Annotated in this window: 14 protein-coding genes; 5 read left to right on the top strand and 9 right to left on the bottom strand. The window is 34.6% G+C overall.

Annotation, left to right across the window (positions count from 1 at the left end):
- Nucleotides 1-33: 33 nt before the first annotated feature.
- The 5 genes from AABL87_RS11735 to AABL87_RS11715 all read right to left on the bottom strand — a co-directional run bounded on the left by AABL87_RS11735 (nt 34) and on the right by AABL87_RS11715 (nt 5,037).
- Entirely contained in the window at nt 34-2,157 is a 2,124-nt protein-coding gene (locus AABL87_RS11735) for an outer membrane beta-barrel family protein (protein WP_341277385.1), read from the bottom strand.
- A gap of 10 nt (nt 2,158-2,167) precedes the next feature.
- Nucleotides 2,168-3,376, bottom strand: a complete 1,209-nt coding sequence (locus tag AABL87_RS11730) for a PepSY-associated TM helix domain-containing protein (protein WP_016649070.1) — start codon at nt 3,374-3,376, stop codon at nt 2,168-2,170.
- A gap of 560 nt (nt 3,377-3,936) precedes the next feature.
- Nucleotides 3,937-4,236 carry a type II toxin-antitoxin system RelE/ParE family toxin gene (locus AABL87_RS11725; RefSeq protein WP_016649071.1) on the bottom strand — a complete coding sequence of 100 codons (300 nt, stop codon included), beginning with the start codon at nt 4,234-4,236 and terminating at the stop codon, nt 3,937-3,939.
- 5 nt (nt 4,237-4,241) lie between these two features.
- On the bottom strand, nt 4,242-4,481 hold the full coding sequence (locus AABL87_RS11720) for a type II toxin-antitoxin system ParD family antitoxin (RefSeq protein ID WP_006258324.1): 240 nt from the start codon (nt 4,479-4,481) through the stop codon (nt 4,242-4,244).
- Between the two features lie 163 nt (nt 4,482-4,644).
- The gene (locus tag AABL87_RS11715; RefSeq protein WP_016649073.1) at nt 4,645-5,037 is read right to left on the bottom strand and encodes a RidA family protein; all 393 of its coding nucleotides are present in this window, start codon (nt 5,035-5,037) and stop codon (nt 4,645-4,647) included.
- Nucleotides 5,038-5,198: 161 nt separating this feature from the next.
- Here AABL87_RS11715 and AABL87_RS11710 point away from each other — a divergent pair, with 161 nt between their 5' ends.
- Nucleotides 5,199-6,011, top strand: a complete 813-nt coding sequence (locus AABL87_RS11710; RefSeq protein WP_341277384.1) for an SMI1/KNR4 family protein — start codon at nt 5,199-5,201, stop codon at nt 6,009-6,011.
- An 8-nt stretch (nt 6,012-6,019) separates the two neighbouring features.
- Here AABL87_RS11710 and AABL87_RS11705 read toward each other — a convergent pair whose 3' ends face one another.
- Nucleotides 6,020-6,877: a helix-turn-helix domain-containing protein gene (locus AABL87_RS11705; protein WP_341277383.1), complete on the bottom strand. Its 858-nt coding sequence runs from the start codon at nt 6,875-6,877 to the stop codon at nt 6,020-6,022.
- An 83-nt stretch (nt 6,878-6,960) separates the two neighbouring features.
- Between AABL87_RS11705 and AABL87_RS11700 the strand changes: the two genes are divergently transcribed.
- The gene (locus AABL87_RS11700; RefSeq protein WP_341277382.1) at nt 6,961-8,328 is read left to right on the top strand and encodes an MFS transporter; all 1,368 of its coding nucleotides are present in this window, start codon (nt 6,961-6,963) and stop codon (nt 8,326-8,328) included.
- Nucleotides 8,329-8,443: 115 nt separating this feature from the next.
- Nucleotides 8,444-8,827 carry a hypothetical protein gene (locus AABL87_RS11695; RefSeq protein ID WP_073145092.1) on the top strand — a complete coding sequence of 128 codons (384 nt, stop codon included), beginning with the start codon at nt 8,444-8,446 and terminating at the stop codon, nt 8,825-8,827.
- Between the two features lie 68 nt (nt 8,828-8,895).
- On the opposite strand, the gene AABL87_RS11690 is transcribed toward AABL87_RS11695, so the two are convergent.
- Nucleotides 8,896-9,540: a suppressor of fused domain protein gene (locus tag AABL87_RS11690; protein WP_016649077.1), complete on the bottom strand. Its 645-nt coding sequence runs from the start codon at nt 9,538-9,540 to the stop codon at nt 8,896-8,898.
- Nucleotides 9,541-9,744: 204 nt separating this feature from the next.
- Between AABL87_RS11690 and bshA the strand changes: the two genes are divergently transcribed.
- Nucleotides 9,745-10,872, top strand: a complete 1,128-nt coding sequence (gene bshA / locus AABL87_RS11685) for an N-acetyl-alpha-D-glucosaminyl L-malate synthase BshA (RefSeq protein ID WP_006258317.1) — start codon at nt 9,745-9,747, stop codon at nt 10,870-10,872.
- 103 nt (nt 10,873-10,975) lie between these two features.
- Here the strand turns inward: bshA and AABL87_RS11680 are convergent, their stop codons facing one another.
- Nucleotides 10,976-11,716, bottom strand: coding sequence for a hypothetical protein (locus tag AABL87_RS11680; protein WP_016649078.1), 741 nt, complete (start codon nt 11,714-11,716; stop codon nt 10,976-10,978).
- 261 nt (nt 11,717-11,977) lie between these two features.
- Nucleotides 11,978-12,829 carry an EamA family transporter gene (locus tag AABL87_RS11675; RefSeq protein ID WP_006258314.1) on the bottom strand — a complete coding sequence of 284 codons (852 nt, stop codon included), beginning with the start codon at nt 12,827-12,829 and terminating at the stop codon, nt 11,978-11,980.
- A gap of 369 nt (nt 12,830-13,198) precedes the next feature.
- On the opposite strand from AABL87_RS11675, the gene AABL87_RS11670 reads away from it, so the two are divergent.
- Nucleotides 13,199-13,408, top strand: a complete 210-nt coding sequence (locus tag AABL87_RS11670; RefSeq protein ID WP_006258313.1) for a DUF6140 family protein — start codon at nt 13,199-13,201, stop codon at nt 13,406-13,408.
- The last annotated feature ends 246 nt before the right edge of the window (nt 13,409-13,654 follow it).

The raw sequence follows: 13,654 nt of genomic DNA, 5'->3' as shown, positions 1-13,654 counted from the left end.
GAAGTATAATGAGAGAAAATCTCCTTAATTAGATTAAAACTTATAGTTAAATGATAAAGTAGCTATTCGACTATCTAGATCATATTTCTTGCGAATATTAGAATTGAAGTTATCTCCTGTTACATTATAGTTCACAGTATTTAGAACATCTGTTACAGCTAGTTTAATAGTTGCTTTGTCTTCTAATAGGGCTTTAGATAAACCGATTGTTAAGTCAAAATAACTATCTCTTTTGTATAGACCTAAGTTTGACTTAGAGAAGTACTGTGCATTGAAATCAGCCTTTAATCCTTTAACAATGGTAAAGTTGTTTTGAGAGTTAAAAGTGAAAGCTACTTGTGAACTATTGATTTCTGTTCCTTGATAGTTTCCTTCATATTTGTTGTTAAACAAATTAAACATATTACTCATAGACCACCATTCTGTAGGGCTTACTGTACCTGTTACATTCGCACCATAGTGATAAGATTTGTTTAAGTTCTCTTGCGTACTTACTAAGATACCTGTATCTGCTTGGTAATTATACACATTGGTCATCACATCGTTCGTCACACTGAAGTACACATTTGCGATAAGGTACTTACTCCATGTATATCCTACCTCAGAAGCATGTGTTATCTCAGGTTTTAACTTAGGATTCCCTTGCCAATAGTTAAAAGGGTCATCATAAAAACGGAATGGGTTTAAGTCAAAGTGACTCGGTCTATTAATACGTTTACTATACGAAGCATAGAAGCCATGTGCATTATCTGTTTCGTATTTGATAGAGGCACTAGGGAATAGTTTAGTATAATCGTTTTTACTGTATTCTTTAGTCGTTTTTTGGTCTATTTCAGTTTGTGTAAACTCTGAACGCAATCCTATTTGGAAACTCCAATGCTCTAAACTAAGCTTGTAGTTAGCATAAGCAGCGTGTATCTGTTCATTGTATTTATAGTGATTCGTTGAAGCAGGATCTACTTCCCATCCTGAATTATTTTGGAATTCATAAACAGATGGATTGTCATTTGATTTGACAATTGACTTCCATCCTGTCTCTAAAGCGTGCTTATCATCAAGAGGTAAGGTAAAGTCTAATTTACCATTAAATACTTTAAAATGTGATGGAATATATCCACGTCTATTTCTATATGGAGCATTTGAGTTATTTAATAAAACGTCAGCTAATTGAGATTGTTCAGATCTAAACTTAGAAGTCTCATATTCTAAATCTACATCTACTTTACTCCCCTTATCATTGAATAAATGAGAAGCAGTTAAGTTAAATGTGTAATCATACCAATGCTCTTTATTTCCGTTGTCTGTATTAACATGTGAATTCAATGTTTCTACAGGAGCATAGATCATATTATATCCTTTAGAATAATCTTCATATCTCCCGATTTTAGCATCGAATAAGAAGCCCACAGTTGTTTTAGAAGATAGAGAGTAATCCACTCCAAATTTGAAGTTATTAGAAGTAAGAGGCTCATTACTAGTGAAGCGTTGTTCACTGTGTCGGTCTATCACAGAAGGATTAGTAGTGTTGTAGAAGTCTTGAAGATAATGCTTGTGTTCTTCTTCCCCTCTAAAAGTATAACTATAGTCTCCAAATAGACTTAGTTTCTCATGCGTATACCCTAGATTAAATCCTGCATTAAGGCGGTTTTTACGTCCTCGTCCTGCATTGACAAAAGAGCTTCCTTTCAGCCCTTCCATATTGTACTTCTTTAATACAATATTGATAATACCAGCATTACCAGCAGCATCATATTTAGCAGATGGGTTAGCGATAATCTCTATATTTTTAACTTGAGAAGAGTTGGTTGATCTCAAGAGATTGGCTAGTTCTTTTGCAGATAGAGAACTCAGTTTTCCATTTAGCATTACACTAACTCCTTTTTTACCTCTCAGAGACAATTCACCTTCTTGAGATACAACCACTCCTGGAGCTCTTCCAAGAACTTCAAGTACTGTACTTCCATCTGATAAAGCACTATTCTCTACACTAAACACCATTTTGTCAGCTTTCTGTTGGAATACAGGAGCTTTAGTAGTGATTAATACTTCGCCAAGGTTTGTATTAAATGCGTTGAGTATACTGTCTAATTGTGCTTCTGTTTGGGCATAGGTACCCAGGCCGCATAGTGATAGCAGCCATATATATGGTCTTTTCATTGTTTTAAAATTATTTAGTAGTCTTTTTTTTATTGCGTCTTCCCCAGTAGATAACAAAACCTGTAATAGGAAGAGAGGCACAGAATAAGCTAAGGATAAAAGCAATTATTTTTCCTGGCATACCAAAGAAAGCTCCTACGTGCAAATCATAAGTAGCACCAGTAGCTCGTTCTGCTAATAATCGTTCTCCATGAGATCTATTGAACAATAGCTCTCCAGAGTGTTCGTCAAATATCATGGTATGTGAGTCATTATATTTGAATTCGTGATCTTTAACACGAATAGTCATATTATCGTGATGATGATCAGCGTTCTCATGATCTTCTAAGTCAATACCAAAGGAGAAAGCATTAGGGTAGTGCTCTTTTACAGTTGCAGCTATGCGATCTACTGTTGTTGGAGTTTCCATAGACTCAGGAGCTGTAGTCTTATAATGACTAAAGTCTGGTGCATACATAGAAAACCCGTTGATTAAGAAGTAGACCCAACTCATAGTAATACGGAAAGAGTACATAATCCCTGTAATAGCCACTATTAAAGCTAGAGCCGAAGAGTAAAATCCAAGTATATTGTGAACGTCATAATTTTTACGGCGCCAACCTTTTACTTTCTTCCATCTAAACCAAAAGCGTTGTTTACGCATATTCTTATTCTTAGGCCACCATAGTATAATCCCTGTGATTAGCATAATCACAAAGATTATAGTAGCTACACCTACTATAGTACCTCCTACAGCATTACTCAAAAGTAATGAGCGGTGAAGAATCATAGTGAAGAAGAAAGGGCTTTTCAATAGGTCATCGACAGCAATTACTTCTCCTGTATACTGATTGACATAGACTGTTTTAAAAACGAGATAAGTATCGAAATAATTCCATCCTTCCGGATTGGCTTTAAACAATCCAAATTGATAAGAACGAGTAGGATCCATTGGGATTGTTACTTCCTCTGCTGGAACTTCTTCGTTAACTAATTGTGCATTAACTAGTTCTTTTAGTTCACGAATAGGAATCGGTTTTTTATTTTCAATATCTTGTTCGCCATGATAGATCATGTCTTGTTTAAGATAGGTAGAGATATCCTCGTTGAAGACAAAAACAGTTCCTGTAAGTGATACGATAAGTACAATTATACCTGACAGTAGTCCTAACCACAAGTGGAGTTTAAGCATATACTTTTTGAAAATCCCCTTGGTTTTCTTGGGCTTATCAGTTTGCATAATAATCAATTATTTAGATTTAATAAATATAATTAGGGTGTCGCAAATATATAATTATTTATAATCATTCTAAGTATAAGTTTGTTCTAAATGAGAAGTATTTTATAATAAGTTGATTATTAGTGGATATCAATAATATTTTGTGGTTTTTTATAGTTAGTTTAAACCAATATCCACATTTGATAAATGCTACAAAGTAATGCTAATTCATAGTTTTTTTCATCTAATGGTCTCTTGCAATTTTAAGTTTACCTATCAGACTTATAGGTTTAAAGAGAAAGGAATAATTGAAAAATCACTAATTTTGAATATAGGTTTAAAAGTCTATAATACAGTGTTTTAAAAGGATTTAATTAAGAAATAGTGTATCTGTAAGAAAATAGTTGAAAGGTGGATTTATGAATTTTGACTCTCGTCTTTTGATTTTGTCATTGTATTTATCTTTTTTAATAAAGCTAACGAGAGTCCTAATAGAAGAAGAAGTAAAAGACGATTTAGTTACTTTTTAATAGGAGGATAGTTCTTGTTAGGTAGACTTGGAGAATGTAATTATATCAGTACTATTCTTTCAAAATGTTTTTTAAGTCCATTCGTTCGTGTAAGAAGCGAATGACTAAAATATCTTTATTCTGTAGTATTTGATAGAATATAATATGTTTACCTATAGCAAAACCTAAGAGATGTGTATTTATCCTGGCGTAACTTTTTCCAAGAGTTGGATTATTGGTTATTTTCTGACAAGTTTCAATTAATAGAGTATAATATTTATTAGCTTGATGCTCAGACCATGCTTCAAAAGTATATGACCAAATTTCGGAGAGATCCTTAACCGCACGGTTAGTCAAAATATACTTTGCCATTATTTCTATTTGTTAGCCTTTAAAGCTTTTAGATGGTTGTTAGGGTCAAAGTCTTCAGCTATTCCACTATCAATTCCTTCTTGTATAGCATTTCTTAATACTTGTATCTCATTTTCTTCTTTCTCAAGAAGACGTAGACCAGCGCGAATGATCTCACTAGCATTTTTATAACGACCTTCATTTATTTTAGCTTCAACAAAACCTTCAAAGTAGTCTCCTAATGATACTGATGTATTACGTCCCATAACTTCTATTTTTATCAAAGTTACCAAAATTTGATAATTTTAGATAGCGCATTTACTTTTATTTAGTATTTATTTTCAGTGTGTTAGGAGGCTTATAAGAAAAAAGAGTTGACCCAACTGAGCCAACTCTTGCGAATTACTTATTATGTATCAATCTAAACGACTACTTTGCAGCCCATATTTCTATTTCTAATTGAATCTCTGGCAATCCTAGTGCTGTGATATACCCAACAGTCATAGATGGGTAATCTGTACCAAAAGTGTTATCCCAAACTTCGTAGAAGAAGTCCCAGTCTATCTCTTGTGTCGCCCAAATATTAACTTTAATAACATCATCAGCAGTTAGTTTTTGACTACCTAATACTTGGATGATATTCATAAATGTGTTTTGTACTTGCGCATTAAATGTAGAAGGGATATTCCCCATCGCATCTGTACCTATTTGTCCTGAGAATGTATATAGATTAGCTCCTTTAGGAACCACAGTCACATGAGAATATCTTCCCACTGGTGCTGCTAAAGTGCTAGGATTAAGTCTTTGTATTTTTGTATTCATCCGCTATAAATTATTGTTTCACGCGCGAAATTAATCTATTGATTTTTGAATTTAAGTTTCCTAACTAACTTTAGCTTTTTTATAAGATAAATGGCTGTTTTTAGGGGTAAACATGTTTTCTAAATTTAGTTATTTTTGCTCATTATGCTAAACATAATAATATGGAAACTATTAATTACCAACTATTTTTAAAAGAGATAGCACCTTTTGAAAACTATTTGTTTTATAAAGCTTTAAAAGAGGAAGAAGTAATAGATTTAGAGTCAAGCATCTCAAAATCGCTACCACCTTATTACAGAGAGTTCTTGTTAACTATTGGTATCTATCAAGATGTTATAGAAGGGCTATTCATCAATAAGAACGAATGGATAGAACAGAATGGGTATTTAGGTGAAGTAGAAGAGAACTATGTGATGATAGGGGATAATGGAGGTGAAGACTTTTGGTTGTTACGTACAGATGATATAGATGATCGAACAGTTTATAATTGGGTAGATGACGAAATAGAAGAAACTGGTTTTGCTTTCGAGGATCTACTTGAGAGATGTTTAAACAATTTGAAGGATGATAGCTTATGTAAATTAAGCAATGATAAAAAAGCTTTAAGGATTAACTTCGTTTTACGTCCTGAACAAGAGAATAAACTAAGTGAAGTCTTAGGTATAGAATATACAGCAGAGTGGATAGAAGATATCCCTAATTTTGAAGATTTGAGAGATTATTTAAAAGATCAGCAGTTAAGTGTTTATAATATTCATGCAAAGTTAAATGGTCAATCTATTGAGATAAGAAAAGAGTATAGTGATAAAACAAAAGAAGCTGTGTATACTTTTGGTTATAATGAATCTTTATCAGTGTTAAGAGAGAATTCTAAAATAGAAGAGTATCAAACTTTGATAAAAGAACAGTTTCGCAACTCTTCTGTAAGCGTTTTTGATATTTATAATACCGATTTAACTGATTTAGTTTGGTAAGAGGCATATTATACTTTTTGGTGTTCTTTTTTATACTGTGAGGGAGTCATTTGTTTATATTTTTTAAACAATTTAGACAAATGACTTTCATCGTTAAAGCCTAGTTCAAAAGCTATTTCTTTTAATCTGGTATTGCTGTACTTAAGCCTAGTTTCTACTAACTTTAGCTTGTAATCTAAGATATAGTCTTGTAGTGATATCCCTGTCTGTTTCTTAAAATATTCACCCAGATAGTTTTTAGAAATACTAAACTCATTGGCTAACGCTTCTAAAGTCAACTTCTCCTTATGCCCAATGTGTTGCTGAATATAAGTGATCATTTTCATAATATCTTGTGCCTTTCTATTCTCATTGACTTGCTCATAATCGTGTAGAATAAGGTTACGAGCTACAAGGTTGAGTAGGATAGAAATGCATTGTCTTATGATTAAATAATCTTGTGTATGGTTATTGTGCTCTCGTTGAATACTGAGCAATAACTGTTCTGCAAATACAGCATCTTCTTTAGACTGAAACACACATCCCGCTTTAGTATGGTAGTTATGTGTGATATAGGTCAGCTTATTGATATTATCACAAGTCTCTATGCGATCTGCCTCTGTGCGAATCTGAGTGATAAAGCTCTGAGGGCATTCTATCACGAGGATTTGACCATCTTTACTTTCAAAAGAATACGGTGTATCAAAAGGAATAATAAACAGTTTTCCCTTTTTAAAAGGGACTTTATGATCTTCATATCGACTCATCCCTTTTCCCTTTTGTATATACACGATAGTGAGATGCGTTTTTGGTTGTATACTAAAAACATCATCTATCAGTAGATGTTCTGTGATATGAATAGGGTCGAAGGTGTTTTTAGAAGTCATATTGTTTACTGTAAAAACCTTTTAAAGTACAAGATAATTTGTATCTAGGGTATTTCCTTTGCAAAGGAATAAAAATAAACAATATGAATGAATATAAAAATAGGTGGACTATTCTACGCTATTTAGTTATAGGAGCTTTTCTATCTCCTTTAGATTACTTTATTGTCAATATGGCGCTACCTGCGATTAAAGAATCGTTTCATGCAACAGAGAACCAATTACAGATGGTCATAGCGATATATGGACTTACGTATGCTGCTCTGGTAGTCTGTAGTGGAAAGCTTGGCGATATATATGGTAGGAGAACCATCTTTACGACAGGGCTGTGGATATTCTTAATCTCCTCTTTGGCGTGTGCATTTTCTCCATCTGTACAGATGTTGATTTTCTCTCGTTTTTTGCAAGGAATAGGAGCCTCTTTATTAGCTCCGCAAGTATTAGCATCTATTCGCATCCTTTTTGACGAATCAGAACGAGCAAAGGCTTTAGGGCTTTTTGGTTCTGTATTTGGCTTAGCAGCTATAATAGGACAATTATTAGGTGGTGTACTATTAAATATTCATTTGTGGAATCTAACGTGGGAGATTATCTTTTTGGTAAATGTACCTGTGGCAGCTATTTGTCTATACGGTATTTATACTACTATGCCTAAGGAGAAAGTACAAAAACAAAAGTTAGATTACTTAGGTGTAGTCCTTGTGATTAGTGCGTTACTTTGTTTTATCACTCCTTTGATTTATGGGAGAACCTATGATTGGGTGTGGTGGATATTTGCTATTATAGGAGGTAGTATAGCACTTGCTATTAGCTTTGTGAAGTATGAACAATATAGAGAACAGCGCCAAAAACCTGTCTTGTTATCTATCTCTTTGTTTAGTAATAAATCCTTTGCTTATAATTTGCCTATCATTTTGTTTTATAATTTTACCGCAGGGCTATTCATCTGCTATCCCTACTATTTACAGTCTTATCTAGGGTGGGATGTATTAGTAGCTGGTATGGCTGTTTTGCCTTATGGAATAGGTTTCTTTCTAGGGCCAATCTTATTTGCTAAGGTAGATAAGCAAGCTTCTTTTTGGATAAGATCAGGACTATTGTTATTATTAATCTCCTTCGTAGGGTTAGGTATATTATTTAGTCAATATGGTACACCGAACGCATTCATGCATGGCTTATTTTTATCAGCAGGACTTGGACATGGGCTGTTAATGCCTGTGATGATGAAAGAGAGTATTAAGTCCATAGCAGTAGATCAAGTAGGACAAGCATCAGGTATCGTGAGTACTACGATACAAGTAGGCAGTGTATTAGGAGGAGCAGTAATAGGTACTATATTCTTTAGTTTAAGCAGTACTTTAGACTATCCTAATGCCTTTGGGATAGCAATAGCAGTAATAGGGTTAGTACAGATTATTGGTTTGCGGTTATCCCTAAGGGGAATTAGGAATTAAGAATGTTACCTATATACATATAACCGTAGGGGCGAATTGCAATTCGCCTTACAAAAAAACGATTAAACAACATCACACAAAAACGATTTCACGGTTTCACAAAAAAACAAAAAACATGGATTTAGCAAAACAACAGGTAATAGACTTTCACATCAATATACAGACTTGGTTTAACGGCACAGCATCTAATAAAGAAGAGTTGTATCAAGCGATAGTAAGTACATTCGACCCATTATTTGTAATGACTAACGGAGATGGTAAGAGTATGGGGTATGATACATTTACACAATGGTTAACTACTGCTTATGGAATCTTTCCAACAAGACAAATAGAGGTTAAGGATATAGAAGGATACGCTACTTTCGGACATGCAGTAGTTCACTATATAGAAATACAACAGACAGATGATTTAAAAACAGTTAGAGAATCATCAGCAGTATTTACCTTAAAAGAAGGTAAAGCGATGTGGTATAGCTTAGTGGAGCGTTGGGTTTTATAGGTTCTCGGTTCACAGTTTACGGTTTACAGTGAACCGTAAACTGTAAACCTTAAACTGTCCACCATTAACTACTTTCTATCTAAATCGACTATCAACATAGGATTATCTTGACGCAATTGTTCAAGTAGTTTCTCTGTTTCAGAAGTCTTAGGGTTTTCTAGTAAAGCATCATACTCTTTCTGGGTAATACCAACCATCTGTAAAAAGTCTATACGTCCATTAGGAGTCTCTAAAGAGCCTAGTTCTGGGTCTAATGCAAAAGCGATAGCTACTAAATCTGTATCGTAATCTAAACGAATAGGACTATTAGTAGGGATAAAGTGAAACTCTTCAAACCATTTTCCTGAGCTAAATACATACTTAGCCAAGTTGTTCATTAGATTCATCGCCCAATGAAAGTTTTCATCTCCTTGCTTTTTTAGACGCATTGTCAATTCAAAACCATATCCACTAAAGTCATTGTCTACAGCTTCGTCATTATAATATAAGTCAGAGAATCCATAGGTAACGATATGGAAGTGGTCTGTCTGCTGATCACTATTATATACACTTAATCCATCTAAAGGATTTTCTCCACCTAAAGAGTAAGGTAATGCATTGCCGAAGTGCTGAGGTTCTTGCTCTCCATATTGTTTTGCTAAGTGATCAGAGATAGCATCCCATCCCACTGCATCTTCTTCATTGTATTTTTGTTGGTATTCTTCTTTTGTCATTTTTTACTTTTTATGAGCGTTATTTTATGCGTCTTATAGCTTAACAAAAATAGTGTTTTTGTTAAAATAAAACAGATAAAAACGTTGTGTTACAGTGGTGTAGTGTTAAAAAAGACGGCATAGCACAAAGTTGAAAGTTAAAACAAGAGATGTTATTAATAATAGAATTATCTTTAAGGATTCTAAAAAACAAGCATTAATTATATGAAAATAGCCATCGTATGCTATCCAACCTTTGGGGGTAGTGGTGTAGTAGCCACAGAATTAGGGTTGGAATTAGCGAAAAGAAATCACGAAGTGCATTTTATTACTTATAGTCAACCAGTGCGTTTAGCCTTGCTAAATCCTAATATATTTTATCACGAAGTAAATGTTCCTGAGTATCCATTGTTCCATTATCAGCCTTATGAACTTGCCTTGTCAAGTAAATTAGTGGATATGGTGAAACTATTCAAGATCGATGTACTGCATGTACACTATGCTATTCCTCATGCTTATGCAGGGTATATGGCGAAGCAGATGTTGAAAGAACAAGGGATTAATCTACCGATGATTACAACACTACACGGTACAGATATTACTTTAGTAGGAAATCACCCGAACTATAAGACTGCAGTGAGCTTTAGCATCAATAATTCTGATTATGTGACTTCTGTATCTCAATCTTTAAAAGAATCTACGCACTGCCTGTTTGGTACTGAAAAGGAGATTCATGTTATTCCTAACTTTATAGAGGTAAAAGAATTAGACTGTGAAGACACACCGTGTAAGCGTAGTGCTATGGCGGGTAAAGATGAGGTGATCGTAACGCATATCAGTAACTTCAGAAAGGTGAAACGCATCGAAGATGTAGTCTCTATCTTTTATGGAATCCAAAAAGAGAGACCTGCCAAACTGATGTTAGTAGGGGATGGACCTGAGAAAGAGCGTGCAGAACGCCAAGCATTAGAATTGGGAATCTATGATAAGATTATCTTCTTCGGTAATAGTAATGAGATAGAGCATATCTTGTCCTATTCTGATCTATTCTTATTGCCATCAGAGACAGAGAGCTTCGGTCTAGCAGCCTTAGAAGCAATGGCGATGGGAGTACCTGTTATCTCTAGTAATACGGGAGGTCTTCCTGAGGTGAATGAGCATGGTGTATCAGGATATCTTAGTAATGTAGGAGATGTAGAGGATATGGTAGCGAATGCATTGAAGATTGTAAAAGATCAAGATACGCTATGTGGTTTTAAAGAACGCGCAAGAGAAGTAGCGAAGAAATTCAGTATAGATAAGGTCGTACCTCTATACGAAGATATTTATCGTGCTGCGATAGAAAAGAAGTAAGAATACTTTAAATAGAAAAGGGAGTCAAGTGATTGACTCCCTTTTTATTTGCTGTGTATTTTGGTATCATCTTCTTTATCAGTAAACCAAAGTACAAATACCTCTATTTAGCATAGATAACCATACTAGGGTTATATTCTTTTGTATTATATAAAGTTAACCTTTGTGCAGTATTATTGATAGGATAAAAGAACTGTATATCTGCTACTAAGAGCTCAAATTTTTCATCCGTATCAATACAATTACATAGCCAGTCAGTTTCGTTTACAATAGGATCATGTATCGAAAATTCTATATTTAGCTCTCTAAGTGGCCCTTCTTTGGATAAGTTGTTGTCAGGGTGTATCGCAAAGGCTCTAATGCGCAGGAGTGCATCTGTACAACCTTTTGGGAAGACCACTTGTTCTTTTGGGATAAAAGAAGGTACCCGTACTGGCAGTACTTCTTTGTCTGTGTGTTGTACAATAATTCTTTCGAGGAAAGTTTCTTTAAACAAAACTTTTCTATTGAACTCAAAACCTTCAAGTGCTTTACAATTGACCGAAAAAATCGACCTTTGTTTAAAATCAATCTTATCCTCCTGGTGCATGATACTCATGAGTTGCCCTAAAAAACGAGAATGCATATAGCTCTCATGTCTTTTGTTTAAATGAATCTCGATTACCTGTCGAATAAAGGAAGAGTTATGAGATACACTTCGCATTAATTTTGCATTGTGGTTTTTTGATTTGTCTTGTTTTGAACGATTAGGCCTTGTTTGCAATATCTGCTTGCCTCTGTGTTCTTTTCCATAAATAGGTCCTATTATACCTACTAGGAGTTTTTTGGAATTAATTCTAGCCATAATGTTGTTGGTTTTAATAGTTGATAATAAGTGTTTTATATCAAAAATCGAGCCGAATGTTCAGCATCTGATGGTAGAATTATAGCATAGTGATCGCATTCTTTTATAGCTTAATTATGTGACCACTATGCGATAAGTATCCGATAGGTATGCAATCAGTGCCATTAAAAAGTAATGCTTATCTATTTGTTTAAAAATGCATCTGTATAAAAAAGGGTTATTCTAATCATGAGAATAACCCTTTTTAGGATATATAAATAACTAAGCTTCTTTTTTAGTGCTAAATATAGTAGAGCCTACACTCGCAGTGATCACACAGGCTATAGAGATCCACTGTGTCAAGGTGAGGTGCTCTTTTAAGAATAGAAGACCTGACATGGCTGCAAAGGCAGGCTGTAAACTAGTAAGGATACTGAATGTCTTAGCGGGTAACTTCTTTAGTGCAACTAAATCTAGAGAGAATGGTAAGGCACTAGATAGAATAGCTACTAATGCTCCAAGTCCTAGACTACTCCAGGTCAACTTCTCTAGTCCTCCCATAAATAAGGCTACAGGGACTACGATAAACGTGGCGAATACAAGACCTACTGATACTGCATGGTTTGTATTCATCTCTTTAGAGACTTTACTTCCCATCACGATATAACACGCCCAAAACACACCTGCTGTAGCGGCTAATCCTAGTCCTATAATATCTACATTGTTAGTCTGCCATGGAACGATCAATAAGATTCCTGCACAAGCAAATAAAGCCCATACGATATCTAATACTTTTCGAGATAAGAATAGCGCTAGAAATAAAGGCCCTATAAACTCTATCGTTACTCCTAGTCCTAATGGGATGCGCTGTATAGCGAGATAGAAGATCATATTCATCAGGGCAATAGAACCTCCAAATAGCCCACAGTACAACCATTCTTTTTTAGAGAACTTCGAAATCTTCGGACGATTAATAATATTAAGGAATATAGCTGATATGCCTATTCTCAAAGCGGTCGTTCCGGTAGCTCCAACTACAGGAAATAATTGCTTGGCTACAGATGCTCCCCCTTGTACACACATCATAGAGGTCAGGGCAGCAGCAACTGAAGATGCTGTAGTGTTTTTTTTCATTTATAATGGTTAGGTAGTAGAGGCTTGTATGATGTAGTATATCTAGGTTAGTAGGTATAATACTTCATATAGCGAACTTGTCTTAAGGTTAATCTCCAAAGCTATGATAATTTCTAAAACTATCAAATAGAAGAACAAGTACTTATTTGAATGGAGTTAATAAGGAACAATACTCACCTATTGAAAGGAGTAGATAGGGATAGAATTACATAAGGTGATTTTCGATATAAAATATTTTTATTGGGTGAATATGAGCTTTTTTTGAGTGAATGAATATTTGAATTTTCTCACTCAAAAAAAATGGGGTTTGGCACTTTATTGTTATGATACATAGTGTGTTAGAATTAACTTAGATTTAAAATTAGAGCTATGGCAAGATATAAAGCTACGGTGATACGCACATATAATAATGAGCAGGTTTACCTCGAAAAAGGGATGAGTGTTGATTTTGTGTCATTTGCACATCCTTGGTTAGACAATGGCAAGGTGGTACAAGAGGCGTTTAGACGAGTATATGGTATTGATTTCTCTAAAGGCGGCGGTTGTAGCCCTGCTTTTATAGAAGTGGTGGAGGTTTAGTTAGGAACAAGAGGCTACAGTTTACGGTTTACAGCAGACGGTTTACAGATTATAGTTTACAGTTTACAGTTTACAGCAGACGGTTTACGGATTATAGTTTACAGTTTACAGCAGACGGTTTACGGATTATAGTTTACAGTTTACAGCAAACGGTTTACAGTTTCACAACATCACGGTTTCACAAAAAAACAAAATCACAACATCACAAAAAATAAAAAGTTGGCTGGTGTTTTTTGACAGTCATCG

It is taken from the genome of Myroides sp. C4067, assembly GCF_038039665.1.
In the GTDB taxonomy this organism is placed as follows: domain Bacteria; phylum Bacteroidota; class Bacteroidia; order Flavobacteriales; family Flavobacteriaceae; genus Flavobacterium; species Flavobacterium odoratimimum.
The sequence above is the reverse complement of the archived record's forward strand: the minus strand, read 5'-3'. Positions and strand labels throughout refer to the sequence as shown.